Raw genomic sequence first — 25,724 nt, forward strand, 5'->3', positions numbered from 1 at the left:
GAACATGCATGGTTCGAAGGCGTCATTCGACTGGCAGGACCCGTTCAACCTGGATCAGCAGTTGAGCGAAGAAGAACGCATGGTGCGCCAGACCGCTGCGCGCTATGCCGAAGACCGTCTGGCTCCGCGCGTCCAGGAGGCATTCCGCCACGAGAAAACCGATCCGTCGATCTTTGCCGAGATGGGCGAACTCGGCCTGCTCGGTCCGATGGTGTCGGAGGAATACGGGGGCGCCGGCCTCAACTACGTTTCCTACGGCCTGATCGCCCGTGAGGTCGAACGCATCGACAGCGGCTACCGCTCGATGATGAGCGTGCAGTCTTCGCTCGTCATCGTGCCGATCCATACCTTCGGCAGTGAAGCGCAGAAGCGCAAATACCTGCCAGGACTGATTGCCGGCACCAAGATCGGCTGCTTTGGCCTGACCGAGCCAGACCACGGTTCTGATCCCGGATCGATGATCACCAAGGCCGCCAAGGTCGATGGCGGCTATCTGCTGTCCGGTTCAAAGACATGGATCTCCAATGCGCCGATCGCCGACGTGTTCGTCGTCTGGGCAAAGACATCAGATGGCGCCATCCGCGGCTTCATCCTCGAAAAGGGGTGGAAGGGTCTCAGCGCGCCGGCGATCCACGGCAAGGTGGGCTTAAGGGCATCGATCACCGGCCAGATCGTCATGGACGGGGTCTTCGTGCCGGACGAAAACATGCTGCCCGAGGTGACAGGACTGAAGGGCCCCTTCACCTGCCTCAACTCCGCGCGCTTCGGCATCGCCTGGGGCGCCCTTGGTGCAGCCGAGTCCTGCTATGACACGGCGCGGCAATACGTGATCGACCGCAAGCAGTTCGGCCGGCCGCTTGCCGCCAACCAGCTGATCCAGAAGAAGCTTGCGGACATGGCAACCGAAATCGCCCTTGGCCTGCAGGGCTGCCTGCGCCTCGGGCGCATGAAGGATGAAGGCAATCCGCCGGTCGAACTGACCTCGATCCTCAAGCGCAACTCCTGCGGAAAAGCGTTGGAAATCGCCAGAACTGCGCGCGACATGCTCGGCGGCAACGGCATTTCGGACGAATTTCCGGTGGCCCGCCACCTCGTCAATCTGGAAGTGGTCAACACCTATGAGGGTACCCACGACATCCATGCGCTGATCCTCGGCCGTGCCATCACCGGCATTGCCGCCTTTGCGAACTGAGGTCGGCATCGATGTTCAGGACCACGAGACCACTGCGGTTCGGAGACTGCGACCCCTCGGGGATCGCCTACTTCCCGTCCTATCTCAATATTCTTGTCGGGGTGACGGAGGACTTCTTCGCCTCGCTCGGCTTTCCCTGGAACGCCATGAACGACGAGCGGCGGACGGGCGTGCCGACGGTGCGCCTCGATCTCACCTTCTCTCGACCGGGCTTCCAGGGCGACGATCTGGATTTCGCGCTGGCGGTGCGCGGCATTGGCCGCTCGTCGCTCGACATGGAGCACACGGTCTCGGCGAGAGGCACCGTGCTCTGGACAGCAAAACAGCGGGTCGTTGCCACCTCGCTCGACAATCACGCTTCTTGTGCCTGGCCGGACGATATCCGCGCCGCGCTGACACAACATCTGGAGACGACCGATGCACACCATCCTGCAACCTGAAGGCTGGGCTAAGCCCATCGGCTATGCCAACGGCGTCTCGGCCAAAGGCCGCACCGTCTTCATCGGCGGCCAAATCGGCTGGAACGCGCAGTCCGAGTTCGAGACCGACGATTTCGTCGAGCAGGTGCGCCAGACGCTGAAGAACGTGGTCGCAGTGCTTGCGGCCGGCGGCGCCGAGCCGCAGCACATCACCACCATGACCTGGTACTTCACCGACAAGCAGGAATATGTCGGCAATCTGCGCGGCATCGGTCAGGCCTATCGCGACATCATCGGCCGGCATTTCCCGGCCATGGCTGCGATGCAGGTCGTCTCGCTCGTCGAAGACCGCGCCAAGATCGAGATCCAGGCAACGGCCGTCGTCCCCGATTGAGGTTTGGCAGCATGGCCGAGATCCGATTTTCCGAAAGCGTTTCCGCCCGACTTGAAGGTGGCGTTCTCCTCGTTACCATCGACAACGCGCCCGTCAACGCGCTCTCCGCGCATGTCCGTTCCGGCCTGATGGCGTCGCTTGACCATGTTGCCGAACGGTCGACGATTGCGGGTCTCGTCATCACCGGCGCCGGCAATACCTTCATCGGCGGCGCGGATATCAGGGAGTTTGGCAAGCCGCCGGTCGACCCGCTGCTTCCCGAAGTGATCGAGCGCATCGAGACCTTCGACAAGCCGGTTGCCGCAGCCGTCAACGGCGCCGCCCTTGGCGGCGGCTGCGAGGTGGCGCTTGCCTGCCACGGCCGGATTGCCGGCGAGAAGGTGTCGTTCGGCCTGCCCGAGGTAAAGCTCGGGCTCGTCCCGGGTGCTGGCGGTACGCAGCGCTTGCCACGCCTGATCGGCACGGTCATGGCGATCGATCTCATCGGAACCGGTCGTGCCGTGAAGGCCGCCGAAGCTGTGGCGCTTGGGCTTGCCGACAGCATTGCCGCCGATCCTGTCGCTGTCGCTCTGGCTTTCGTTCAAGAGCAAGCTGGCAAGCCGCTCCGTCGGACCGGCATGATCGCCGTCCCGCCTGCGGACGCCAAAGCCGTCGGCGCGGTGGAAGCGAAGGTTCTGGCAAAGGCCCGCGGCCAGGCTGCGCCCGCCGAGGCATTCCGCCTCGTTAAGGCAGCCGGTGAACTCGACCTGAAGCAAGGACTGGCTGAGGAACGCGCGACATTCCTGCGCCTGCGGGATTCGGTCGAGTCAGCGGCCCTCAGGCATGTGTTTTTTGCAGAGCGCGCCGCCGGCAAGGTCGAAGGGCTCGACAAGGTTTCGCCTCGGCCGATCGCGATCGTCGGTGTCGTCGGCACCGGGCTGATGGGGTCCGGCATCGCGGTCTCCGCCTTGATCTCCGGCTACCGCGTGGTCGCCTTGGAGCAGACGGAAGAAGCCGCAGCCGGCGGACGGGCACGCATTGCCGAGACGCTCGACAAGACCGTGCGGGCTGGACGATTGACTGCTGACGGACGCGACGAATCCCTCGCGCGGCTGCAGACCACCGCAGAAGCCGTTGAGCTCGCGAAAGCTGACCTCGTCATCGAAGCGGTGTTCGACGACCTCCAGGTCAAGACGGAGTTGTTTCAGAAGCTCGACGGCATCGTCGCACCGGGCGCCATCCTCGCGACCAACACCAGTTATCTCGACCCCGATGCGATCGCGGCGGCGACGGTCGATCCATCACGGGTGGTGGGCCTGCATTTCTTTTCGCCCGCCAACGTGATGCGGCTCGTCGAAGTCGTTGATTGCGCCAAGACCGCGCCGGACGTCCTGGCGACGGCGCTTGCCTTCGTCAAACGCCTCGGCAAGCTGCCGGTCGTAACCGGGGTCACCGAAGGCTTCATCGGCAACCGCATTTTCTCGGCCTATCGCCGCGAGGCGGAGTTCATGCTGGAAGATGGGGCACTGCCGCAGGAGATCGACGCCGCGCTCGAGGCCTATGGCTTTCCGATGGGCATCTTCGCCGTCAACGACATGGCCGGACTGGAGATTGCCTGGGCACGACGCAAGCGACAGGCGGCAACACGCGATCCTGCCGCACGCTATGTCGAAATCGCCGACAGGCTCTGCGAGGCCGGCCGTCTCGGCCGCAAGAGTGGCCGCGGCTGGTACGCCTATCCCGATGGTGAGCGCACCGTTGATCCCGACGTCACGGCGACGATCGAAACGGCGCGGGCAGCCAAGGGCATCACGCCGCGCGCCTTTAAATCCGATGAGATCATGAACCGGCTTCTGAACGCCATGTGCGACGAAGGCAAGGCGCTGCTCGCCGAAGGCATCGCCGCACGTCCCGGCGACATCGATCTCGTGATGATCAACGGCTACGGATTTCCCGCGCACAAGGGAGGGCCGATGTTTGCAGCCGGGCAAAGCAAAGGATAAATCTCATGGCTGAAGCCTACATCGTCGGCGGCGTGCGCACCCCCATCGGCCGCTACGGCGGGGCACTCTCGAGCGCCCGCCCGGACGATCTTGCGGCCCATGTGATCCGCGAGGCGCTGGCGCGTGTTTCGTCCATTCCGGCCGAAGCGATCGACGAGGTCGTACTTGGCTGCGCCAACCAGGCGGGTGAGGACAATCGCAACGTCGCCCGCATGGCCGCCTTGCTCGCCGGGCTACCGGAGACGGTCGCCGGAACGACGATCAACCGGCTGTGCGGTTCCGGTCTGGACGCGGTCGGTTATGCCGCTCGCGCGATCCGGCTGGGAGAGGCCGAAATCGTGGTCGCCGGCGGCGTCGAAAGCATGTCGCGTGCGCCCTTCGTCATGCCGAAGGCCGAAAGCCCGTTCCAGCGCAGCACCGAGATCCACGACACGACGATCGGCTGGCGCTTCATCAACACGGCCATGAAAGACCGATACGGCATCGACTCGATGCCGGAGACCGCCGAAAACGTCGCCGCCGAATTTTCCATCTCCCGCAAAGATCAGGACGCCTTTGCACTGCGCAGCCAAGCGCGCGCGGCAGTTGCGCAAAAGAGCGGGCGTCTCGCCCGCGAGATCGCCGCCTACGCGATCAAGGGACGCAAGGGCGAGACGACCCACGTCGAACACGACGAACATCCGCGCGAGACGACGCTCGAAAAGCTTGCGAGCCTGCCGACGCCGTTCCGCGCCAATGGCACGGTAACCGCGGGCAACGCATCGGGCGTCAACGACGGCGCGGCCGCGCTCATTCTCGCCTCAGCCGGCGCGGTCGAGCGCTACGGACTTCAGCCCTTGGCCCGCGTCGACGGCATGGCAACGGCCGGTGTTGCCCCACGCATCATGGGCATCGGACCGGTCTTTTCCACGCACAAGCTCCTGGAACGTTTTGGTCTCGGCATCGGCGACATCGATGTCGTCGAGTTGAACGAGGCCTTTGCAGCGCAGGCGCTCGCCTGCATGCGGCAACTGGGGCTTGCCGACGATGCGCCCCGTGTCAATCCGAACGGCGGCGCCATCGCGCTCGGCCATCCGCTCGGCATGTCCGGTGCACGCCTGGCGTTGACCGCCGCGTTGGAGCTCGAAGCGCAGGGTGCCAAGCGTGCGATCGCCACCATGTGCATCGGCGTCGGACAGGGCATCTCGATGCTGTTGACACGGCCGTAGCGGCTGCACGCTTCGTGCCGTCAGCCGAAGGCCGCTCAAGACGATGAGAAAGCTGGGCTTGCTACTCAGCTGATGGGACTGAGACCGAGCCGCAAGCGGCTCGGTCTTCAAGCTTATTTTCCACCCCAGGCGGCGGGATAGTCCGGCAGCTTCTCGCAGCCGCACATGGCGTGATGCAGCGGGGGCATCTTGGCGTCGACATATTGATCGAGCGTTTCTGCCGTGATCGCCGGCTGCGGCATTACCCATTCCGGACCCGGCACCGCCTCGCCCTGCAGCACCTTCACTGCCGCGATGATTGGCGTGCGCCATTGGTAGGTCGGATAGGTCGGGGCTATCGCCTTAAAGCCTTCCGACTTCCACTTGACCAGGAAGTCCTGCTGGTCCTCGCCGGTAATGATCGGGGGCGGCAGGCCCGCATCCTCGAAGGCTTCGAGGGCTGCAACTGCTGTGGCACCAGCGTCCATCCAGATCGCGTCGATTTTGCCGCGTTGCAGGTAGTCTTCGACGATCGACTTGGTCTTGGCATTGTCGCCCTCGGTGAATTCCTCGCCGATGACGTTCAGCCCTGTCTCCTTGAAAATGCGCTTGGCCGCGGACGCGCGGGTCTCGAGCACATCGACACCCGGTACGATGCGCAGCATCAGGACGTCGGCGCCCGCGGGTGCCGTCGCCGCCACGAACTCGCCTGCCTGGATACCGAAGCCGTAACCACCCACCGGATGGATGAAGGTGACCGGGCATTTGGTGTTGACGCCGCGGTCAAAGACGATCACCGGCAGCTTGGCACAAGCCTTCTCGACTGCAGGCGTCAGGGCTGCCGTCGTATTCGGCGAGACAATCAGGGCCGAACATTTGCCGCCGTTGATGAGGTCGTCGATGTCGGCGATCTGCTTGTCGTCGGACCCTTCGGCATCGACGTGAATGAGCTCCTTGATTTCCGGATGGAGCTTTACTTCGGCCTGCATGTTCGTCCAGCCGGTTACCCGCCAGGCATTGTTCACGCCGGCGTTCGAAAAGCAGATCGTGTAGGGACCTGGCTTCTTGTGCTTTGCGGTGTCGGCCATCTGGTCGCCGTAGTACTGCTCCCAAGGCTCCCCTTCCGGACCATTGGCCTTGGCCGTCAGCAGCGTCCGCTGTCTGTCGAACTCGGCAGTATCGTCGAAGTTCAGCTGTTGGCTATGCGCCGTGCCGGCGACGAGCGCAGCCGAAAGTGCGGCGGTCAGCAATTTTTTCATGTCTCACTCCCATTGATCATGATTTTTCAGTTCCTCCCGATGGCCTGGAGCGGAATGCGGAAAGCGCCCGCAACCCGCTCTGACCCTCGAAATCAGGTCCCGCCGGCGCGGTTGCGCCGGTAGGTTGCAAGCACGACTGCGGCGATCAGGATCAAGCCCTGGACGACATCGCGCGTCGGCTTCGGCAGTCCGATGAAGTTGAGCAGCGTGAAGATGGCGGTCAGCGTCAGCGCGCCTGCAATCGAGGCGGGCACGGAGCCGCGGCCGCCGAGAAGCTGCGCTCCGCCGATCACGCAGGCGGTGATCGCCTGCAGCTCGTAGCCGACGCCGACATCGGTTGATACGCCCGCAAATCCACCGAGCAGGATGCCAGCCGTCACCGCGCTCAGCGACGAGGCGACAAAGGCGATGATGCGCACCCTCTCGATCGGCACACCCGACATCTGCGCCGCGCGCGGATTGTCGCCGAGCGCATGCAGCATGCGCCCGAGATTGGTGCGATGCATGAGCCAGAACAAGATGAAGCCGACGACCAACAGCACCAGCAATGCCACCGGCAGGAACTGGATCAATGGAATGCCCTGAAGGCTGGCGCGCCCGAAGAAGCGGAACGTCTCCGGCAGGTAGCCGCGCGGTGATCCGCTCGACCACATGAAGGCAGCACCATTGAGCGTGATCATCATGCCGAGCGTGGCGATCAATGACGGCACCCGCAGATAGGAAACGACCAGGCCGTTCACCACGCCGACGGCGAACCCCACCGCATACATGACCGCAATCACCCACCAGGTCGCATCGGCACTGTTGTCGAGCAGCATCGACGAGCCGACGACCGTCAGCGTGATGAGCGAGCCAGCCGAAAGGTCAAAGCCGCCGGAGACGATGACGTAGATTTGGCCGGCCGCAAGGATTGCAAGAGGAGCGGCTCGCTTCAGGAAATTCATGTAGCCCGTGGGCTCGATGAAGTTCGGGTTCGAAAACGTGATGGCGACGAGAAGGGCTGCCAGCACGAAGAAGACGGGATTGATCTTCGGCAGCCGCCCAATGCTTGCCACGCCGCGCGTCTTTGCGGAGCCGACGGTTTCCTGGATCATGCCACTATCCTCTTTGAACGGACTGCGTAAAAGGCGACGGCGGCGACGATGATGATGCCGCGCATTACCTGCTTGGCGAAGGCGTCAATGCCGGCGAGATTGAAGATGGAATCGATCAGCGAGAAAATGATCACGCCGGCAACAGTGCCCCAGATCCCACCCTTGCCGCCGGAGAGCATTGTGCCGCCGATGACGACGACGGCGATCGATTCCAGATCATAGGCGCCCTCCGTGCCGATCCAGGGCGAACCGGATTTCAGGCGGCTGGCCAAATAGAGGCCGGCGAGCGCCGCGCAAAGGCTGCAGATGATATGGCTCGCCATGACGACCCGCGTCGTGTTGATGCCGGCCGCGCGCGCCGTGTCGCGGTTGCCTCCAACCGAGTAGATGTTGGAGCCAAAGCGCGTGAAGCGCAGGACGATCCATGCGCCAAGGACCAGCAGCGCCAGAACGACCAGGCTGACCGGCAGCCCGAGCACCTCGCCATAGGCGAAATACTGGAACGCATCCGGTACCGAGCCGCCGAACCGGCCATGAAAGGAGGCAAGACAGCCCTGAATGATCAGCGCCATGCCGAGCGTCGCGATAAGCGGGTTGACATCGAGGCGGGTGATCAGGAGCCCGTTGAGGGTTCCGACCACCGTCCCCATCACGAGCACCGCAGCAACGGCCGGCACCATCATCGCCGGGTCGCCGTTCATGATCGCAGAGGACACCACGGCCGAGGCCGAGATGAGATGGGCCACCGACAGGTCGATCGAGCCGACGAGGATGGTGAAGGTCTGTCCAACGGCGGTGATGCCGAGCGCGATGGACCGGTTAAGGATGGAGACGGTCGCCTCCGGTGTCAGGAAGCGTGTCAGGCCGAGGCTGAGCGCAATCGCCGCATAGATCAGGACGGCCAGACCGAGCAGAAGCGCCGGCGCGTAGTGTTCCATGCGCCAGGCCGGACGCCGGATGAGAGTTGCCTTGTTCATGCTGCCACCGCCTCCTCGCCGGTTGCCGCCAACATCACATCGGCTTCAGAGGCCCCGCGCGAAAACGCCGCGACGAGTTCGCCGTTCCGCATCACAAGGATGCGGTCGGATACGCCGAGAACCTCCGGGAGATCGGACGAGACCATCATGATGGCCGTGCCCTTGCGCGCGAGATCGCGCATCAGGTGGTAGATCCCGGCCTTGGCATTGACGTCGATGCCGCGTGTCGGCTCGATGAAGATCAACAGCCGAGGCGCCAGCGCCAGCCAGCGCGCAACGATGGCTTTCTGCTGGTTGCCGCCCGACAGCGCCTTGATGTCCTGGGCAAAGCTGCCGGCGCGCACGTCGAGTTCGCGGAGCAGCTTTTCCATCGCTTCCGCCGAAACGAAAGGCGTCGCATTGGCATTGCCGGAAAGGCCGGAGAGTGCGCGAGACGTAAGCATGCCGTTGTCGACGACCGATTGCATCAACACCAGCGCTTCGGCCTTGCGATCGCCCGGCAGCAACCCGACCCCGGCGCGGATCGCCTCGCGCGGACTGGTGAACCGCGCCGGCTTGCCGGAAAGGGTGATCTCACCCTTGGTGAAGGGAGAAAGGCCGAATATCGCCTGCGCGAGCGCGACGCGCCCTGCCCCTTGCAAGCCCGAAAAACCGACGATCTCGCCTGCGCGCAGTTCGAAGGACACATTTTTCAGCCGTTCGTTGCCGGCGCTGCGGACTGAGAGCACGACGCCGCCGATCTCCTGCGGTGCTGCCGGTTCCGCATAGAAATCGCCAAGGTCGCGGCCCACCATGGCTCGTACGATCGCCTCGGGCTCAGGCACATGGTCGAAGCGAACCGCCACCTCGCCATCCTTGAGCACGGTAACACGATCGGCCAGCCGCGTGATTTCGGGCATGCGGTGGGTGATGTAGACGATCGCCACACCGCTTTTCTTCAAGGTGTCGACGAGACCGTAGAGCACCTCGCATTCGGCCTCGTTCAGCGCTGCCGTCGGCTCGTCCATCACGATCACCTTTGCCTCTAGCGACACCGCCTTGGCGATCTCCACCAGTTGCTGGCTGGCGACGTCGAGGTCAGCGACAACGGTGCTCGGCTCGATCCGGTGCGCCGAGCCGAAGAGCGCAAGCACGCGCCGCGCTTCGTCGTTCATCGCCCTGTGGTCGATTAGACCGCGGCGCGTCGGCTCGCGGCCGAGGAAGATGTTCTGTGCGACGGTTCGCTCGGGCAGTAGGGAGAATTCCTGATAGATGACGGCAATGCCCGCGCGGATCGCCGCAAGCGGATGCGTGAAATGCCGTTCCTCACCGTTTACGACAACCGCACCTGCGTCCGGCCGATAGATGCCGGAGAGGATCTTCATCAGCGTCGACTTGCCGGCACCGTTTTCTCCCGCCAGCGCATGGACCTCACCGCAATGCGCGGAGAAGCTGACGTTTTTCAACGCCTTGACACCGGGGAAACTCTTGGCGATGCCGCGCATCTCGATAGCGGGGTGTTTCGTGTTCATGCAGCAGCCCATGTCTTGCGGATGAATGTCGCGCTCTCGGAAAAGAGCGTATCGAAGTCGGGAAACAGCGGCCGCCAGACGCGGGTCGCCGTCGCGATCGCCGGCAGCCCGGCGCCGAATGCCTCAAGCGTCAGCCAACCGTCATAGCCGATCTCCTTCAACACCGTGAACATCGCGCCAAATTCGATATGCCCCCGCCCGGGAATGCCACGATCGTTCTCGGAGACATGGAAGACCCCGATATCCTGGCCAATCAGGCGGATCGCCGCCTCCGGCCGACGCTCCTCCACATTGGCATGGAACGTGTCGTACATGATCTTGAAGGCAGGATGCGCCACGCGATCCACATAGGCACGCGCCTGCTCCATCGTGTTGAGAAAATAAGTCTCGAAGCGATTGAGCGGCTCGAGGCTCAAATGCATGCCGTTGGCCGCCGCCCGCTCCGCCAGCGCATGGTGCGCGTCTGCCCCATACTTCAACTCGTCTTCGCTGGCGCCCCTGCCGGTAAAGAAGCCGATCGGGGCATGAAACGGCCCGCCCATGCTTTCAGCACCAAGCGCTATTGCGCAATCCAGCGCCCAGTCGAGATGGGAAAGCCCGCGCGCCCGCACTTCGGCATCGCAACTGACGGGGTTTGCCTCAGGCGTCGGGACGATCGATGTGGTGGATCGGCCAAGGCCGAGCCCGTCCAGTTCGCGGCCCAGGCGTTCGTAGTGACTGACCTTGCCCGACAGAACCGGCACTTCGACGCCATCATAGCCGAGATCGCGCAACCGGCCGATATTGTCGAGATGCCTCTCCTCGACGAAATCGGTCAGGCAAAGGAGATTGATACCAAGCTTCATGACGCGCTCACTTCAGCGAAATGCCGAGATCGCGACACGTCGCGCGGATCCAGGCCAGTGACGTTTCGATCATCGGGCCGGCGGCGCCTTCGCATTCGAGGCTGAGTACGCCGTCGTAGCCGTGGTCGCGAAGCATGGCGAGACAGGTCTTGATATTCTCGGCATTGACGCCATCGCCGAGCGCACAATGGCTGACCGCGATCCCGGTCTGTCCGCCACGGGCAGCCGCTGCCAGCGACGGTGACACGTCCTTAAGATGGACATGAGACACCCTGTCGATGAACCGCGACAGAAACTGCGGCGGTTCCTGGCCGGCGATGAAGGTGTTGCCGGTGTCCATGTTCATGCGCAGCCACTTGCTGTCTGCGAAGGCGAGCATGCGCTCCATGAATTCCGGACGCGTCGTGAAATGACCATGAGGCTCGATGTTGACGACGATCTCGTGCGCTTCGGCGACTTCGACGATCTTTTCGTAGCTGCGCTTCATCAGCGCCATCGAGTCTTCTTCGGTAAGTCCGGGCGGCATGTGGAGCCCGTCGGTCGTGTCGACGCAGGGACTGCCGGCCTGCGCGGCCCAGGCAATCGACTTCAGCACATAGGGCACACCTCTGAGCGGTCCGTCCTCACCAGACAGCGGATAGGCCGCATCGACCTGGGAAAAGCGCACGCCGTAACGCTCCATCTTGCGACGCAAGAGGACCGGGTCCTCGTAGAGCGCGACATGCGGTTGATAGCCCAGTCCGTGGATCCAGCTCACGCCGTCGATCAGACCACACTCGATGAAGTGCAAATCGTTGTCGCTTGCCCATTCCAGGCATTTTTCAAACGACCAGTAGGCCGAGTTGAACGCGTCCGTGTGGAAGCCTATCCGCACCGGCAAAATCCTCCCAATTTCCCCCATGCCATTGAGTTTCAATGGCAAATCATCAGCGTCTCCAAAATGGAGCTTGATGATGTCCAAGCATTGCGCAATAAATCGCTGCCTGCGTTCGAAATAGACGACTGGTAAATTTTATACATCTGCGGGGGAGCGGGATGACGAAGAGCAGCAACGAACGAGCGGTCAATCGGCCCGCGGTCTTCCGCGAGCCGGGCGCCCTGCTCTATGCCGGCAATTGCCAGGACCTGATGAAGGCCTCGCTTGCCGGCCAGGTGTCGCTCAATGCCTGGACGCGACGCGGCTATCCCGGCATCGACCTCGGCGCGGCGCTGCCGCAGGTCTGTTCCGTCGGCGGATGGGATGCGACGACCCCGCAGGACTGGGGCCTGCGCGAACATTGCAACGAGGGGGTCAAGATCGCCTATCTGGCGCGCGGCTCATTGACGATCACCATGGATGGCCGCAGGACGACGATCAATGAAGGCCAGATGTTCGTCGTGCGGCCCTGGCAGTTGCACGCGCTCGGCGATCCCAATGTCGGTGCCAGCCACATCATCTGGGTGCTCATGGATATGGGTGTGCGCCGACCACACGAAACCTGGCTGTGGCCCGACTGGATCGGCTGGCCCGAGCGCGACCGAAAGCGCCTGAGCGAACTTCTGTCGAAGAACGAACAGATTTCCTACAACGCCTCCCGCGAAGTTACCCGCACCTTCCTCGACATCCACGAGGTGGTGGCAGGCGGCGATATCGACGGTGGAGAGGCGCACCTGCGCCTCTTGATTTCGATGATGCTGCTGCAATTCCGCCAGATGCTGGAAAGCCAGGCACCGGTTCTCGATCTTGCTCTTGCAAGCTCGAAGCGCACGGTCGAGATCTTCCTGAAGCGGCTGCGTCATGCGCTCGACGAGGACTGGACGCTCGAGAACATGGCGGCGGAGTGCAATCTTTCCCGCACGCAATTTTCGCAGCATTGCCAGGTGCTGACCAACATGACGCCTGTCCGCTACCTCCAGACGCTCCGACTCAACGCCGCACGGCTGCTTCTTGAAAGCGGCGCGCAATCGGTCACCAACATCGCCTTTGATTGCGGCTTCTCATCGAGCCAATACTTTGCCACCTGTTACAAGAAGCGCTTCGGGTTTTCGCCAATGGAAACGCCGCGTCAGTCGCTATCGATCGCCAACTGAAAGTGGGCCGCCGCGACCGGATCAAAGCCGAATGGACAAGAAAGCTCTCCTGACGCCACGAAAGGTCGCTTCGCAGCAACGCTCGCGAGCGATGATCGAGGCCTTGGTCGAAGCGACTGCGCGTGCATTGATCAAAGAAGGATTTGAACGCGCCAACACAAACCGGATTGCCGAAGAGGCCGGCGTCAGCATCGGCTCTCTCTATCAGTATTTTCCGGGCAAGGAAGCGCTCGTCGTTGCCGTCATCGAACGCCACAAGAGCGAGATGGTGGATGTCTTGCGGGGTACGCTGGCCAAAGTGGCGACGCTGCCGCTCGACAGTGCCGTGCGCGAACTGGTCAAGACGATGATCGATGCTCATCGTGTGAACCCGGACCTTCATCGGGTGTTGGTCGAGGAAACGCCACGTGCAGGGCGGATCGGTACGATCGACGGTTTTGACAGAGAGTTCTACGGGTTGATCAGGGCTTATCTCGAATTGCACAAGGAAGAACTGCGGCCGATGGATCTGGATCTGGCCGCTTACATTTGCGTCAGCTGCACGGAGGCGCTGACGCACGGCGCGGTGGTCGACAGTCCAGAGAAGCTAAACGATGGGAACGTCGACGCCTTCATCAACGAAGTGACGACGCTGATCACGCGCTACCTGAAGCAACGGCCTTCGGGTAGCAGACATCCAAGATGCGAGCTGGGTGTTGGCGACTTGATGTCGCTCCGTGAACGCCGGCGTCCAACTGCGCGAACTACCGGGGGAATATGAACCGGGAGCGCTCGCAGAGACAGCTTCTCGAACGCGAGTAGATTTTTGCGAGTGATCGCTCACAATTAGGGCTGCACGCGGCCAGTCCGACAGCCAACCTCGTGTCGAAATCAAATGCAGCACGAGCGGTCGAGCGACCGCTTCTCGAAGCTCCATACCAAGGTAACAAGAGATGTACGCACACGTCGTGATGATTCATGCCGCGGCCATGGGCACGGTATTTCTGCTGTTTGCAGCAAGGGAGCTCCTTTTCATTTCTGCCCGGCGAGGGCAAATCGGGGCTGCAAAGTTGGCCCTGACCGCAAACAGGATTGCAGGCCTGCTCACCGGCATAGGGATTGCCGGAGGCATTGGCCTCATCGTTTTGGGTGGGTGGCCGCTATCGACACCCTGGCTACTGATGTCATTCACCCTGATCGCCGCCTTGATGATTGTCGAAAGCAGGGTCGTGCGGCCATGGGAGGCACAGGTGCATCCAGCCCTTGAAGGCACGATCGACAAATTGGAAGTCCGAACGCTTCTTAGAAACAAGCGCGCTTTGGGCGGCCGCCTGGCATCGATCTCGCTTTTTGCTCTGATAATAGCGCTGATGGTCGTCAAACCAGACCTACTCGGCGCCTAGGGCGACGCCATCGGACGCATCGGTCGCTCATCAACGGCGTTGAACTCACCGCCCCTATGTGCGGAGCGATGAGTTCTCTTTTCAGGGCGTCATCACGCCAGCGCGGGCAGCAGCTGGTCGATGCTCTTCTTGGCGTCGCCGTAGAACATGCGGGTGTTGTCCTTGTAGAACAGCGGGTTCTCGATGCCGGAGTAACCGGTTCCCTGGCCACGCTTGGAGACGAACACCTGTTTGGCCTTCCAGACTTCGAGCACCGGCATGCCGGCGATCGGTGAGTTCGGATCCTCCTGGGCGGCCGGATTGACGATGTCGTTCGAGCCGATGACGATGACGACATCGGTTTCGTGGAAGTCTTCGTTGATCTCGTCCATCTCGAGCACGATGTCGTAGGGAACCTTCGCTTCGGCAAGGAGCACGTTCATGTGGCCCGGCAAACGTCCGGCGACCGGATGAATGGCAAAGCGCACGTTCTTGCCGGCCGCCCGCAGCTTGCGGGTGAGCTCGGAGACCGATTGCTGCGCCTGCGCCACCGCCATGCCGTAGCCCGGCACGATGATGACGCTGTCGGCGTCGTTAAGGGCTGCGGCCACGCCATCGGCATCAATGGCGATCTGCTCGCCGGTGATTTCCATTGCCGGACCCGTGGTCGCGCCGAAGCCGCCGAGGATGACCGACAGGAACGAGCGGTTCATCGCCTTGCACATGATGTAGGAGAGGATCGCGCCCGAGGAGCCGACCAGCGCGCCGGTGACGATCAACAGGTCGTTGCCGAGCGTGAAGCCGATGGCAGCGGCCGCCCAGCCGGAATAGCTGTTCAGCATCGACACCACCACCGGCATGTCGGCGCCGCCGATGCCCATGATCAGGTGATAGCCGATGAAGAAGGCGGCGAGCGTCATGACAAGCAGTGTCCAGGTGCCGGCGCCATTCACGTAGAGCACCAGCAGCACGAGCGAGAGAAGGGCAGCACCGGCATTGAGCAGGTGACCGCCCGGCAGCTTCTTGGCCTTGCCGTCGACCTTGCCGGCAAGCTTGCCAAAGGCGATGACGGAGCCGGTGAAGGTGACGGCGCCGATGAAGACGCCGAGGAAGACCTCGACCTTCATGATCGACAGTTCCACCGGTTCCTTGTGGGCAAGGATCGCGGCAAAGCCGGTCAATGCAGAGCGGGCTGCCGCATCGAGGCCGGCGACATCAGCCGCCTCGATATGGGCGTTGAAGCCGATAAAGACTGCGGCAAGACCGACGAAGGAATGGAGTGCTGCAACGAGTTGCGGCATCTCGGTCATCTGGACGCGGGAGGCGACGAAGTGGCCGAGCACGGCGCCGCCCGCGATCATCAGCGCGATGATGAACCAGTTGCCGACATCAGGTCCGAAGACCGTGGCGACAATGGCAAGCCCCATGCCCGTCATGCCGTACCAGACGGCGCGCTTGGCGCTTTCCTGGCCCGAAAGCCCGCCGAGCGAGAGGATGAAGAGGACGGCTGCCGCAATATAGGCGGCCGATACGATACCGATCATCATAATGTTTACCCCTGCCCGATCAGGATTTCTGGAACATGGCGAGCATGCGCCGCGTGACGAGGAAGCCGCCGACGATGTTGATCGTGGCGATCAGCACCGACAGCGCCGCAAGCAGCACCACCAACCAGTTGCCAGACCCGATCTGCAGCAGAGCGCCGAGAATGACGATGCCGGAGACCGCGTTGGTGACGGCCATGAGCGGGGTGTGCAGCGAATGCGAGACGTTCCAGATGACCTGGAAGCCGACGAAGCAGGCGAGCACGAAGACGACGAAGTGGCTCATGAAGGCCGGCGGAGCAAAGGCGCCGACCAAAAGCAGCAGCGCCGTGCCGACGGCGAGAAGCGTCAGCTGGCTCTTCGTCTGGGCCTTGAAGGCTGCGGTCTCGGTCGCACGCTTTTCCTCCGGCGTCGGCTCCTTCACCTTCTCCTTTGGTTTCTGCGCCGCGATCGCGGCGATCTTCGGCGGTGGCGGCGGATAGGTGATCGCACCCTGGAAGGTGACGGTCGCGCCACGGATGACGTCGTCCTCCATGTTGTGGACGAGCTTGCCATCCTTGCCCGGCGTCAGGTCGGTCAGCATATGGCGGATATTGGTGGCATAGAGCGTGGACGCCTGCGCGGCCATGCGGCTCGGGAAATCGGTATAGCCGATGATGACGACGCCGTTGTCGGAGACGATCCGCTGATCGGCAACGGTCAGGTCGCAGTTGCCGCCACGCTCGGCCGCAAGATCGACCACCACCGATCCCGGCTTCATCGCGGCGACCATGTCGGCAAGCCAGAGTTTCGGTGCATCACGGCCGGGGATCAGCGCCGTGGTGATGACGATATCGATCTGAGGCGCAAGCTCGCGGAACTTGGCAAGCTGCTTCTCGCGGAACTCCGGCGAAGAGGGAGCCGCATAACCGCCGGTGGCAGCGCCATCCTGTTGAGCGCCCCCCTCACCATCGGCAAAATCGAGATAGACGAACTCGGCTCCCATGCTCTCGATCTGCTCGGCGACTTCCGGCCGCACGTCAAAGGCATAGGTCTGAGCACCAAGCGAAGTGGCGACCCCGATCGCCGCAAGACCGGCGACGCCCGCACCGATCACCAGGACCTTGGCCGGCGGCACCTTGCCGGCGGCCGTCACCTGGCCGGTGAAGAAGCGACCGAAATTGTTGCCGGCCTCGATCACCGCGCGATAGCCGGCGATATTGGCCATCGACGACAGCGCATCCATCTTCTGGGCGCGCGAAATGCGCGGGACCATGTCCATGGCGATGACGTTGGCGCCCTTTTCCCTGGCGAGCTCCAGAAGTTCGGCATTCTGGCCCGGATAGAAGAACGAGATCAGCGTCTTGTCCGCAGACAGATAAGCGACCTCGCTCGCCTCGGGCGGCCGTACCTTGGCGACCACATTTGCCGAAGCCCACAGCGCCTCTGCCGACGGGGCCACCTCGACGCCCACGGCCCGATAGGCATCATCGGAAAAACCGGCCGCAACGCCCGCGCCCGTCTCAATGATGCTGCTATAGCCAAGTTTCGCAAGTTGCACCGCGCTGTCAGGTGTCAGCGCCACGCGCGCCTCGCTTGCGGTTACCTCCCGCGGCGCGCCAATTTTAATCGCCATGCTTGTCTGTCCTCTTCTGCCGACTAGGCAATGCCTTGTCCCTCAACAATGCGACAGCAGAACAAGCAAACCTTGAGAGTACTGTCCAGTACGCTTTGCCGCGAATCCGTCCATTCTTGTCGCTTTTTAGTTTTCACTAATCGTTTTTATCGGCCAAGCACTCCAGCCGACGGGCCGCTCGGCCATCAATGGCCAACAAAAAGGGGACGGCGACGCCCCCATGAAGAGGGTGCTGCATCGGCTCCAGGAGGCCGCCGATTGCGTATGTGAAGCGACGTTTCACCAGAGAGAGGTCCCGAACCTGCGCGCGTTTCATGAAACGATCATGCCGAGCCGCGACTGACAATCCGGCGCCTGGCGTCGAGACGCTACGGGGCCGCTGCTGCAAGCCCTCCTTCGGAAGTTTTTATTTCAATGCCCTCGGCACGGCACGGCGACGCGGTCTCGCCGCGTGCCGCGCCGTGCGGCCCCTTGGGAGGACGTTCTAGTTGCGGCTTTCGTAGCTGCTCAGATTTGCAGGGGTGACGAGCTCGAACGTGAACGACCCGCGCGTCCACGCCCTCAAAGGGATTCGTCGACAATGACGACCGGTCGCCCCAGGGAGCAGGCCTCCACCCGCGCCTCGACGCGATAAACCGAGCGCAGCATATCCGCGGTGATGACGTCGTGGGTGGGGCCGCTCGCCAGCACCGACCCGCCACTGATGACGATCGTGTCGTTGCAATAGCGCAGCGCATGGTTCAGGTCGTGCAGCGCGATCAACACCGCCATACCCGACTGCGCCGACAAACGCTTCATGAAGCCAAGGACCTCGATCTGGCGAAAGAGATCGAGCGCCGAGGTCGGTTCGTCCATCAACAGCACTTCGGGCTTACGCACGAGAGCTTGCGCGATGGAGACGAGCTGGCGCTGGCCGCCTGAGAGCTCACCAAGGCCACGAAAGGCGAGATCGGCGATCCGGAGTTCGCCCAGCACTCGGTCGATCTCGGCGAGTTCGGCGTCCTTCACCTTCCAGCCTGAGCCTTGCTTGGCCGACAACAGCACCGACTCGTAGACGGTCAGCACGGCATTGGCGCCGGTATCCTGCGGCATGTAGCAGATGCCTTCGGACCCCTTGGCCGTATCGGACAGGTGGACAGTGCCGGGACCGGAGGTCAGGTTTGCTATGCGCTTGAACAGCGTCGACTTGCCGGCCGCATTAGGACCAATCACCGCCGTCAGGCCACCGCCGCGCAAGACACCGGTGTTGACATCTAAGAGCACCGTGCGCCGGCCATAATTCGCGCCGACCTTTTCCAGCGACAGGCTTACCATGCGCGCCTCCTGTTGGTGAAAATCAGCACGAAGAAGAAGGGCACGCCAACGAGCGCGGTGATGACTCCAATTGGCAGGACGGCGCCCGGAATGATCATCTTGCTCACGACCGAAGTGACCGAAAGAAGGAGCGCGCCGCACAGCACAGAAGCTGGCAGGAAGAAGCGCTGATCCTCGCCGACCAGCATGCGCGCGATGTGCGGAGCGACGAGACCAACAAAGCCGATCGTGCCAACGAAAGAGACCGGGATCGCCGCAAGCAGGCTGACCGTCATCATTGCTTCGAGCCGGAGCCTTCGAACATTGATACCGAAGCTCGCAGCCTTATCGTCACCAAGCCGAAGCGCGGTCAGCGCCCAGGCGTGGCGTGCAAACAGCGGCAAGGCGAACAGCAGCACGGCGCCGGTGATCCAGACCTTTGGCCAGGTTGCCTTGGTGAGACTGCCCATCGTCCAGAAGACGACGGCGGCCAGCGCCTGTTCGGAGGCGAGATATTCGAGCAGCGACAGCGCGGCATTGAAGGTGAAGACGAGCGCAATGCCGAGCAGGACAATCGTTTCGACCGTAACGCCGCGCATGGTGGAGGCGAAATGGATGAAGAGCGCCGCCAACATCGCCATCAGGAAGGCATTGATCGGCACCATGTATTGGACGGCGACGGGAAAAACCGCCACGCCGGCAACGAGACCGAGGGCCGCACCGAAGCCGGCAGCGGCGGAAATGCCGAGCGTGAATGGACTTGCCAGTGGATTGGCAAGGATCGTCTGCATCTGTGCGCCCGCGACCGACAATGAGGCACCCACCGTCACGGCCATCAGGGCGATCGGCATGCGAATGTCCCAGATCACCACCCGGAGCTGGTCGCTTACAGTTTCCGGTCGAAAGAGCGCGGTCAGCACATCCGCGAGCGGATAGTTTGCAGGCCCGAGAGCCATGTCGACTGCAACCGACGCAAAGAGCGCGACGATGAGGCAGAAGATCAACACCAAGCGGCGCAAAACGAGAGAGCGGTAGCGCCCTCGCCCTTCAACGCCGGATACTTGTTCGGTCATGGCAACCATCATTCACCACTCTTTGGAAGCGAGGCGAAGTAACCCGCGCGGTAGGTCACCGGCAGAAACTTCTCATGGAACTCGCGGAAAGTACGGTCCGGGTCTATGTCGGCAAAGAGCTCCGGATGGAACCACTTGGCAAACTGCTGGATCGGAATGAACTCGTAAGGGGCGCCGTAGAACTGGTGCCAGACGGCATGCACATTGCCCTCCTTCACCGCCTTCAGGCCGGGAAAGCCCGGGCGCTGCATAAGGCCGCGCAGGCGATCTTCTGCCGCCGCCGCATCGGCGCCGCGTCCGACGCTAACGAACTGGTTGAGATCGGATTCCGCCGACCAGTTACTGCCGGTGATAATGACATGATCCGGATCGCTGACGATCAGCTGCTCAGGATTGAGGTCGCCGAAGGTCCCCTTGATGACGTCAGAACCGATATTGTGGCCGCCGGCCTCTTCCACCATTTTGCCGAAGTTGGCCGGACCGAAGGTGCGGCAGCAGACAACGTCGCCGGTGATGCCGGGAGAGCGCTCGATGAAGACTTTCGGCCGCGCAAATTCCCCCGCCTTCTTGAGGCGGTCCGTCACCAGCGCGATTTGAGCATTGCGATAGTCGATGAATTCGCGGGCCTTCGCTTCGGCACCGAAGAGCTGGCCGAGGATTTCGACCGATTTTTCGCTATTGGCGGCAGGATCCACGCGGAAATCGAGATAGACGACGGCAATGCCGGCGGCAGCGGCCTTTTCGATGAAGCCCGATTCTTCGACCGCCTGCTGCGCTTCGAGATTGAGCGTCAGAACGTTAGGCTTGAGCGCAATCGCTGCCTCGAGGCTGAAATCGCCCGAAGGGATATAGCCGAACCGCGGCAGTTTCTCGATTTCGGGGAAGCGCTCCACATAGGCAGCGTAGGAGTCCGGATCCTTCTTCAAAAGATCATCGCGCCAACCGACGATCGTGTCGAAGACATGCTCGCCCTTCAGCGCTGCGGCCACGTGGATCTGCCGCGCCTCGCCCAACAGGACGCGCTTGGCCGGAAGCGCAATTTCGACCCGACGGCCGGTGACGTCGACGATTTCAGCCGCACTGGCGGGCAAAGCCGCCAATACCAAGGCTGCGACCATCGCCGACGCGATTTTCCCGAAGATCGACATTCTCATTCCTTTTTAGTTGCGACGCCGGAGTCCTCCCCTCCTCCAGCTATCGAACCGCTTACTTGGCTGACGTCAGCGAGACGAAGTAGCCGCTCTTGTAGGGAAGCGGCAGGAAGCGCTCATGCAACTCCTTGAACGTCGCCTCCGGGTCTAGGTCCGCGAAGAGATCCGGGTGCAGCCACTTGGCGATCTGCTGGATGGCCACGAACTGGTAGGGATTGTTGTAGAACTGGTGCCAGATGGCGTGAACCTGGCCGTCTTTCACGGCTTCAACGCCGGTGAAAGCCGGGCGCTTGGTCAGGTTTTCGAGCTTGCGGGCCGCTTCCTTCTCATCGGCGCCATAGCCGACGCCAACCCAGGCACCACCCGGCACATAACCCTGCCAGTTGCCGCCGGTGATGATGATCTGATCGGGATTGGCAGCGATGATCTGCTCCGGATTGACCACGCCGAAGGTGCCGGGAATGATGTCCTTTGCCATGTTTACGCCGCCGGCGAACTCGACCATCTTGCCGAAGTTCTCGTTACCGAAAGACATGCAGCAATCGTCGGAGTAACCACCGGCGCGTTCGACAAAAACGAGCGGCTTCTTCGGATTGGCCTTCGCCAAAACGTTTGTCACCTTGGCGATGCTCTCGGCGCGAAACTTGATGAACTCCTCGGCCTTCTCTTCCTTTCCCAAAAGCTTGCCCATCACGCGCATGCTCGGCTCGGTGTTTTCCATCGGCTTTTCGCGGAAATCGACGTAGACGAGCGGGATACCGACCTTGGCGAGCTTCTCGATGTAGCCAGCCTCCTCCGTCGCCGTCTTGGCGTCGACGTTCATCAGAACGACATCGGGTTTCAAGGCAACCGCCTGCTCGATGTCGAAGGTACCATCCTTCATGCCGCCAAAGGTCGGCAACTTGGCAATGCCAGGGTACTTCGCGAGATAGGCGGCATAGCTTTCAGGGTCTGCCTTTGCCAGATCGTCGCGCCAGCCGACGACGCGCTTGAACGGCTCGTCGCGGTCGAGCGCGCCGAGGAAGTAGATCTGGCGCCCTTCGCCGAGAATCACGTGCTCGACGGGTACGTTGACCTCGACATCTCGGCCCGTGACATCCTTCAACGTCACGACATCAGCGAAGGCTGCCGTAGAAAAAAGCACGCAAAGGCTTGCGGCGGCCGCAGCCACCCTGTTGAAAAACCGCATTGTTTTAGCTCCGCTGGAAAATTCAGGCGATCTAATGTTTCATGACTTTATTAGTCAACATTTATCTTTTAGAACGCCTCCAAACAGGAACGAGCGGTATCGACATGAGCGATGTGACGGAGCGGCAGAACTACAACCTGCGCGATGAAATCAAGGCCTACTGGTCGGACCGCGCGGCAACCTTCGATCTGTCCCCGGGCCACGAGATCTTCTCGGAGGAAGAACGCGCGGCCTGGCATCAACTGTTTCTCCGTCACCTTGGGCCGGGCGCAGGGCGTGCCGCGCTCGATCTTGCGAGCGGCACCGGCGTCATCTCGCATCTTCTCGATGAACTCGACTTCAAGGTGCAGGGCCTCGACTGGGCCGAGCCGATGCTCGAACGCGCCAGGGATAAGGCGCGCAAGCGCGGGCGAGCGATCCGCTTCGCCCTCGGCGACGCCGAAAATACCATGGAGCCCGACAACCACTACGATGTAATCGTCAACCGGCATCTGGTCTGGACGCTCGTGGACCCGGCCGCAGCCTTTGGCGAATGGCTACGGGTCCTGAAGCCCGGCGGCATGTTGCTGATCGTCGATGGCGACTTCGTCAATACAACCGCGCTCGAGCGGCTGTTCTCCAAGCTCAGCACATGGGGACAGCGCCTCGGCCTGTTCAAGGCTGAGACGCCAACCGGTTCCCCGCAGATGACGGCGACGCACCGCAGCATCCTCTCCCGCGTGCATTTCGCACAAGGCGCCCGCGCCGAGGCCGTCGTCGCGCTGTTGCGCGAGGCCGGCTTCACCGAGATTACGATCGACAGGGACCTTCGCGAAATCCATCGCACCCAGGCCGCGAATTGGAACCTTTTCAAGGGCTTGGCGCGACAGTCGCAGCATCGCTACGCCATTCGCGCGACGAAACCTTAGGGTCGAGGCAAACCCTACGCAGTCAGTGACTGTGTTCATGCGCAAAAACGACCAGGCTCACGACTGCGCAATCTCCCTGCCAATCCGCAGGACCTCCGAGATTAAAAGGTTCAGGTCGTCCGGGCGGGTGCGATGATTGCAGATCGCCGCGCGCAGGCAATGCTTGCCCCGGATCGTCGTGTCGGAAAGCGCCGCCACGCCGGTTTCCTGCAGGCGCAGCATGATCTCGAGGTTGGTCTCCTTCAGTCGCTCCTCATTTAGACCTTCGGGCGCATAGCGGAAGCAGACGATGTTGATCTCCGGTTCAACGATGAGTTCCAGAGGCGGATTCGAACGGACGAGATCGGCGAGGAAGGCGGCCTGCGCGACGTTCTGGTCGATCAGCCGGCCGAACTTGGCGATGCCGTGCTCCATCAGCGCCATCCAGACCTTCAGCGCCGCAAAGCCGCGGCTGGTCTGAAAGCCGAATTCGTGAAGCCACTGACCGGAGGCGATGCCACGCGGCATGCCCTGCAGAAACTCCGGCGACACCGCAAAGGTTTCCCGGTGCTTTGCCCGGTCCCGGACAAGCGCGCAACCGACCTCAAAGGGGGCATGCAGCCATTTGTGCGGGTCGAGCGCGACGGAATCCGCCCGCTCGATGCCCTTGACGCGCCAGGCGTTCTCGGGCGCGATCGAAAGCAGCGCTCCGATACACCCGTCTACGTGGAACCACAGGTTCTCCTCCGCGGCGATCCCGGCCAAGGCGGTGAGATCGTCTACTGCACCGGAATTGACCGTACCGGCAGTACCAATGACGCAGGCAGGCCTGAAGCCCCGCGCGCGATCCTCGGCGATCGCCGCGCGAAGCGCCTCAAGGTCAATGCGGTAACGGGAATCGGTCGGGATCCGTCTAAGTGCCTTGTTGCCGAGGCCGAGCGTCTCGACCGCCTTGCGATGGCAGGAATGAACCTGATCCGAGGCGTAGAAGCGCATGGGTTCCGTGAGGGCCGCAACGCCCTCTTCGCGCAGATCGATGCCCGCCGTGGCGTTGCGGGCAACAGTCAGCCCGACGAGGTTGGCCACCGAACCGCCGCTGACCAGCGTGCCGCTCGCTGCCTCGGGAAAGCCGATCATGTCGCGCAGCCATCCGACGACCTGCTGGTCGACGAGGGCAGCGGCATGGCGTCCGCCCCCGAGATTGGAACCCTGGATCGCTGCGAGAAAATCGCCGAGCGCCCCGGTGAAGTTGCCGGAGCCCATGTACCAGGACCAGAACCGTGGATGGATGTTGCCCATTGGATAGGCGAGCACCGTGTCCTTCACCTGTCGGTACACGTCCTCGAGGGGCGTCGGCCGATCCGGGACCGGCGCCTGGTACAGCGCTTCGATCTCCTCCGGCAGCGGTTGCCAGACCGGACGCTCGCGCACGCGGCCGAGATGGCCGACGGCATCGTCGATGATCCGGTGGGCGAGCGCCGAGACGGACGACCAATCGGGTGGGTCGAGGGTCTCGAGCGTAGCCAGGAGTTCCGGTTGCGTGAAGGCTCCCACGCTTTGCCTCGGTGATCGCGCTCCCATCGTTCCTCTCCCTATTCGGCGGCGAGCTGGAAGCCGGGCGTGGATCGCGACAGCTCCATCTCCTCGTCATCCATGTCCGCCGGGATCGTTTCGAACAGCGGCGTCGACAGATAGCGCTCCCCTGTGTCAGGCAGCATGCACAGGATCACCGAGCCGGCCGGCGCGTGCTCCGCGATCTGGCGCGCAACGCCGAAGGTCGCGCCGCCCGAAACGCCAGTGAAGATGCCCTCTTTCTGTGCGAGCGCCTTGGCCCATTCCATCGCCTTCGGACCGGCAATGGGGACGAGTTCGTCATAGTAGCGGTTGTCAATCGCCTCCTGCAGGACGTCGGGTATGAAGTCCGGTGTCCAGCCCTGGATCGGATGCGGCTCGAAGGCGGGATGGCTGGCGGCCGGCGCACCGCCCGTTCCGCGCTGTTGCGCATGACCGCTGCCGAGCAACTGCGCGTTGGCGGGCTCGGCAAGCACGATCTTCGTCTCCGGACGCTCACGCCGCAAAACCCGGGAGACGCCAACCACCGTGCCGCCGGTGCCGTAGCCTGTGACGAAGTAATCAAGACGGGAGCCGGCAAAGTCGTTGACGATTTCCCGGCCGGTCGTCGCCTCGTGGATCGCGGCGTTGGCTGTGGTCTCGAACTGCCGGGCGAGGAACCATCCGTTCTTCTCTGCGAGTTCGATCGCCTTGCGATACATGCCCAGGCCCTTCTCGGCGCGCGGCGTCAGCACGACCTTGGCGCCCAGCATGCGCATCAGCCGGCGGCGCTCGACGGAGAAGCTATCGGCCATGGTGACAACCAGCGGATAGCCTTTTTGCGCACAGACCATCGCCAGTCCGATGCCGGTGTTACCGCTGGTGGCCTCGACCACGGTCTGTCCGGGCTTCAGCTTGCCTGTGCGCTCGGCCTCCTCGATGATCGCAATCGCCAGCCTGTCCTTCACCGACGAAGCCGGATTGAAGAACTCCGCCTTGACATAGATGGTCGCGTTGCCGACGCCGAGATTGTTGACGCGGATCGCCGGCGTGTCGCCGATCGTCTCCAGCACGCTGTCGAAAAGCCGCCCGCGGCCGCTCGTGGTTCTCAGTCCAGAATTGTTTGGCAT

23 protein-coding genes are annotated in these 25,724 nt (G+C 62.6%); 9 read left to right on the forward strand and 14 right to left on the reverse strand.

Annotated elements, in window-relative coordinates:
* Positions 1-4 precede the first annotated feature (4 nt).
* From AC3WVQ_RS33235 to pcaF, 5 genes are read left to right on the forward strand one after another with little or no spacing between them, the layout of a single operon-like run.
* Positions 5-1,192, forward strand: coding sequence for an acyl-CoA dehydrogenase (locus AC3WVQ_RS33235; protein ID WP_192444951.1), 1,188 nt, complete (start codon positions 5-7; stop codon positions 1,190-1,192).
* Positions 1,193-1,203: 11 nt separating this feature from the next.
* On the forward strand, positions 1,204-1,632 hold the full coding sequence (locus AC3WVQ_RS33240) for an acyl-CoA thioesterase (RefSeq protein WP_192444953.1): 429 nt from the start codon (positions 1,204-1,206) through the stop codon (positions 1,630-1,632).
* Entirely contained in the window at positions 1,610-2,005 is a 396-nt protein-coding gene (locus AC3WVQ_RS33245) for a RidA family protein (protein ID WP_034796252.1), read from the forward strand. Before AC3WVQ_RS33240 ends, AC3WVQ_RS33245 begins: the two co-directional genes overlap by 23 nt.
* 11 nt (positions 2,006-2,016) lie before the next feature.
* Positions 2,017-3,987, forward strand: coding sequence for a 3-hydroxyacyl-CoA dehydrogenase NAD-binding domain-containing protein (locus tag AC3WVQ_RS33250; protein WP_192444955.1), 1,971 nt, complete (start codon positions 2,017-2,019; stop codon positions 3,985-3,987).
* A 5-nt stretch (positions 3,988-3,992) separates the two neighbouring features.
* Positions 3,993-5,195 carry a 3-oxoadipyl-CoA thiolase gene (gene pcaF / locus AC3WVQ_RS33255; protein ID WP_089045138.1) on the forward strand — a complete coding sequence of 401 codons (1,203 nt, stop codon included), beginning with the start codon at positions 3,993-3,995 and terminating at the stop codon, positions 5,193-5,195.
* 113 nt (positions 5,196-5,308) lie between these two features.
* Here pcaF and AC3WVQ_RS33260 read toward each other — a convergent pair whose 3' ends face one another.
* The 6 genes from AC3WVQ_RS33260 to AC3WVQ_RS33285 all read right to left on the reverse strand — a co-directional run bounded on the left by AC3WVQ_RS33260 (position 5,309) and on the right by AC3WVQ_RS33285 (position 11,734).
* Positions 5,309-6,433, reverse strand: coding sequence for a substrate-binding domain-containing protein (locus AC3WVQ_RS33260; protein ID WP_090298713.1), 1,125 nt, complete (start codon positions 6,431-6,433; stop codon positions 5,309-5,311).
* Between the two features lie 92 nt (positions 6,434-6,525).
* Positions 6,526-7,527, reverse strand: a complete 1,002-nt coding sequence (locus AC3WVQ_RS33265; protein WP_060603467.1) for an ABC transporter permease — start codon at positions 7,525-7,527, stop codon at positions 6,526-6,528.
* Positions 7,524-8,504, reverse strand: a complete 981-nt coding sequence (locus tag AC3WVQ_RS33270) for an ABC transporter permease (RefSeq protein WP_404526694.1) — start codon at positions 8,502-8,504, stop codon at positions 7,524-7,526. The genes AC3WVQ_RS33265 and AC3WVQ_RS33270 overlap by 4 nt, the downstream gene beginning before the upstream one ends.
* The gene (locus AC3WVQ_RS33275) at positions 8,501-10,015 is read right to left on the reverse strand and encodes a sugar ABC transporter ATP-binding protein (RefSeq protein ID WP_492383482.1); all 1,515 of its coding nucleotides are present in this window, start codon (positions 10,013-10,015) and stop codon (positions 8,501-8,503) included. Before AC3WVQ_RS33275 ends, AC3WVQ_RS33270 begins: the two co-directional genes overlap by 4 nt.
* Complete coding sequence (locus AC3WVQ_RS33280) at positions 10,012-10,860, reverse strand: sugar phosphate isomerase/epimerase family protein (protein ID WP_060518036.1); 849 nt, start codon at positions 10,858-10,860, stop codon at positions 10,012-10,014. Before AC3WVQ_RS33280 ends, AC3WVQ_RS33275 begins: the two co-directional genes overlap by 4 nt.
* Positions 10,861-10,867: 7 nt before the next feature.
* Positions 10,868-11,734: a sugar phosphate isomerase/epimerase family protein gene (locus AC3WVQ_RS33285; RefSeq protein WP_060518038.1), complete on the reverse strand. Its 867-nt coding sequence runs from the start codon at positions 11,732-11,734 to the stop codon at positions 10,868-10,870.
* Between the two features lie 161 nt (positions 11,735-11,895).
* Here AC3WVQ_RS33285 and AC3WVQ_RS33290 point away from each other — a divergent pair, with 161 nt between their 5' ends.
* The 3 genes from AC3WVQ_RS33290 to AC3WVQ_RS33300 all read left to right on the forward strand — a co-directional run bounded on the left by AC3WVQ_RS33290 (position 11,896) and on the right by AC3WVQ_RS33300 (position 14,312).
* Positions 11,896-12,930, forward strand: coding sequence for an AraC family transcriptional regulator (locus AC3WVQ_RS33290; RefSeq protein WP_060518040.1), 1,035 nt, complete (start codon positions 11,896-11,898; stop codon positions 12,928-12,930).
* 31 nt (positions 12,931-12,961) lie between these two features.
* Positions 12,962-13,690: a TetR/AcrR family transcriptional regulator gene (locus AC3WVQ_RS33295; RefSeq protein WP_492383483.1), complete on the forward strand. Its 729-nt coding sequence runs from the start codon at positions 12,962-12,964 to the stop codon at positions 13,688-13,690.
* A 172-nt stretch (positions 13,691-13,862) separates the two neighbouring features.
* Entirely contained in the window at positions 13,863-14,312 is a 450-nt protein-coding gene (locus tag AC3WVQ_RS33300) for a DUF2269 family protein (RefSeq protein WP_192357732.1), read from the forward strand.
* A gap of 92 nt (positions 14,313-14,404) precedes the next feature.
* Here AC3WVQ_RS33300 and AC3WVQ_RS33305 read toward each other — a convergent pair whose 3' ends face one another.
* From AC3WVQ_RS33305 to AC3WVQ_RS33330, 6 genes are all read right to left on the reverse strand, one after another.
* Positions 14,405-15,838 (reverse strand): NAD(P)(+) transhydrogenase (Re/Si-specific) subunit beta, encoded by a 1,434-nt coding sequence (locus AC3WVQ_RS33305; protein WP_492383484.1) that lies wholly within the window; start codon positions 15,836-15,838, stop codon positions 14,405-14,407.
* Positions 15,839-15,857: 19 nt separating this feature from the next.
* Positions 15,858-17,444, reverse strand: coding sequence for a Re/Si-specific NAD(P)(+) transhydrogenase subunit alpha (locus AC3WVQ_RS33310; protein ID WP_492383573.1), 1,587 nt, complete (start codon positions 17,442-17,444; stop codon positions 15,858-15,860).
* A 567-nt stretch (positions 17,445-18,011) separates the two neighbouring features.
* Positions 18,012-18,764 carry an ABC transporter ATP-binding protein gene (locus AC3WVQ_RS33315; protein WP_060518046.1) on the reverse strand — a complete coding sequence of 251 codons (753 nt, stop codon included), beginning with the start codon at positions 18,762-18,764 and terminating at the stop codon, positions 18,012-18,014.
* A complete protein-coding gene (locus tag AC3WVQ_RS33320; protein ID WP_226020927.1) occupies positions 18,758-19,825 on the reverse strand; it encodes a FecCD family ABC transporter permease in 1,068 nt (355 codons plus the stop codon). The genes AC3WVQ_RS33315 and AC3WVQ_RS33320 overlap by 7 nt, the downstream gene beginning before the upstream one ends.
* Positions 19,825-20,964 (reverse strand): ABC transporter substrate-binding protein, encoded by a 1,140-nt coding sequence (locus AC3WVQ_RS33325; protein ID WP_492383485.1) that lies wholly within the window; start codon positions 20,962-20,964, stop codon positions 19,825-19,827. Before AC3WVQ_RS33325 ends, AC3WVQ_RS33320 begins: the two co-directional genes overlap by 1 nt.
* A 58-nt stretch (positions 20,965-21,022) precedes the next feature.
* On the reverse strand, positions 21,023-22,156 hold the full coding sequence (locus AC3WVQ_RS33330; protein ID WP_090426889.1) for an ABC transporter substrate-binding protein: 1,134 nt from the start codon (positions 22,154-22,156) through the stop codon (positions 21,023-21,025).
* 104 nt (positions 22,157-22,260) lie between these two features.
* On the opposite strand from AC3WVQ_RS33330, the gene AC3WVQ_RS33335 reads away from it, so the two are divergent.
* Positions 22,261-23,064 carry a class I SAM-dependent methyltransferase gene (locus AC3WVQ_RS33335; RefSeq protein WP_034796179.1) on the forward strand — a complete coding sequence of 268 codons (804 nt, stop codon included), beginning with the start codon at positions 22,261-22,263 and terminating at the stop codon, positions 23,062-23,064.
* 57 nt (positions 23,065-23,121) lie between these two features.
* On the opposite strand, the gene AC3WVQ_RS33340 is transcribed toward AC3WVQ_RS33335, so the two are convergent.
* Both AC3WVQ_RS33340 and AC3WVQ_RS33345 read right to left on the reverse strand, forming a co-directional pair.
* Positions 23,122-24,624 (reverse strand): pyridoxal phosphate-dependent decarboxylase family protein, encoded by a 1,503-nt coding sequence (locus AC3WVQ_RS33340; RefSeq protein WP_113080506.1) that lies wholly within the window; start codon positions 24,622-24,624, stop codon positions 23,122-23,124.
* Between the two features lie 11 nt (positions 24,625-24,635).
* A complete protein-coding gene (locus AC3WVQ_RS33345) occupies positions 24,636-25,724 on the reverse strand; it encodes a PLP-dependent cysteine synthase family protein (RefSeq protein ID WP_060518054.1) in 1,089 nt (362 codons plus the stop codon).

It is taken from the genome of Ensifer sp. EB106-05-01-XG146 (assembly GCF_058791875.1).

Excerpts from the sequence above, each read along its gene's own strand:
- AC3WVQ_RS33235 (WP_192444951.1), top strand. The coding sequence starts at position 5 with ATGCATGGTTCGAAGGCGTCATTCGACTGGCAGGACCCGTTCAACCTG.
- AC3WVQ_RS33240 (WP_192444953.1), top strand. The coding sequence starts at position 1,204 with ATGTTCAGGACCACGAGACCACTGCGGTTCGGAGACTGCGACCCCTCG.
- AC3WVQ_RS33245 (WP_034796252.1), top strand. The coding sequence starts at position 1,610 with ATGCACACCATCCTGCAACCTGAAGGCTGGGCTAAGCCCATCGGCTAT.
- AC3WVQ_RS33250 (WP_192444955.1), top strand. The coding sequence starts at position 2,017 with ATGGCCGAGATCCGATTTTCCGAAAGCGTTTCCGCCCGACTTGAAGGT.
- pcaF (WP_089045138.1), top strand. The coding sequence starts at position 3,993 with ATGGCTGAAGCCTACATCGTCGGCGGCGTGCGCACCCCCATCGGCCGC.
- AC3WVQ_RS33260 (WP_090298713.1), bottom strand. The coding sequence starts at position 6,433 with ATGAAAAAATTGCTGACCGCCGCACTTTCGGCTGCGCTCGTCGCCGGC.
- AC3WVQ_RS33265 (WP_060603467.1), bottom strand. The coding sequence starts at position 7,527 with ATGATCCAGGAAACCGTCGGCTCCGCAAAGACGCGCGGCGTGGCAAGC.
- AC3WVQ_RS33270 (WP_404526694.1), bottom strand. The coding sequence starts at position 8,504 with ATGAACAAGGCAACTCTCATCCGGCGTCCGGCCTGGCGCATGGAACAC.
- AC3WVQ_RS33275 (WP_492383482.1), bottom strand. The coding sequence starts at position 10,015 with ATGAACACGAAACACCCCGCTATCGAGATGCGCGGCATCGCCAAGAGT.
- AC3WVQ_RS33280 (WP_060518036.1), bottom strand. The coding sequence starts at position 10,860 with ATGAAGCTTGGTATCAATCTCCTTTGCCTGACCGATTTCGTCGAGGAG.
- AC3WVQ_RS33290 (WP_060518040.1), top strand. The coding sequence starts at position 11,896 with ATGACGAAGAGCAGCAACGAACGAGCGGTCAATCGGCCCGCGGTCTTC.
- AC3WVQ_RS33295 (WP_492383483.1), top strand. The coding sequence starts at position 12,962 with ATGGACAAGAAAGCTCTCCTGACGCCACGAAAGGTCGCTTCGCAGCAA.
- AC3WVQ_RS33300 (WP_192357732.1), top strand. The coding sequence starts at position 13,863 with ATGTACGCACACGTCGTGATGATTCATGCCGCGGCCATGGGCACGGTA.
- AC3WVQ_RS33305 (WP_492383484.1), bottom strand. The coding sequence starts at position 15,838 with ATGATGATCGGTATCGTATCGGCCGCCTATATTGCGGCAGCCGTCCTC.
- AC3WVQ_RS33315 (WP_060518046.1), bottom strand. The coding sequence starts at position 18,764 with ATGGTAAGCCTGTCGCTGGAAAAGGTCGGCGCGAATTATGGCCGGCGC.
- AC3WVQ_RS33320 (WP_226020927.1), bottom strand. The coding sequence starts at position 19,825 with ATGGTTGCCATGACCGAACAAGTATCCGGCGTTGAAGGGCGAGGGCGC.
- AC3WVQ_RS33325 (WP_492383485.1), bottom strand. The coding sequence starts at position 20,964 with ATGTCGATCTTCGGGAAAATCGCGTCGGCGATGGTCGCAGCCTTGGTA.
- AC3WVQ_RS33330 (WP_090426889.1), bottom strand. The coding sequence starts at position 22,156 with ATGCGGTTTTTCAACAGGGTGGCTGCGGCCGCCGCAAGCCTTTGCGTG.
- AC3WVQ_RS33335 (WP_034796179.1), top strand. The coding sequence starts at position 22,261 with ATGAGCGATGTGACGGAGCGGCAGAACTACAACCTGCGCGATGAAATC.
- AC3WVQ_RS33340 (WP_113080506.1), bottom strand. The coding sequence starts at position 24,624 with ATGGGAGCGCGATCACCGAGGCAAAGCGTGGGAGCCTTCACGCAACCG.
- AC3WVQ_RS33345 (WP_060518054.1), bottom strand. The coding sequence starts at position 25,724 with ATGCCAAACAATTCTGGACTGAGAACCACGAGCGGCCGCGGGCGGCTT.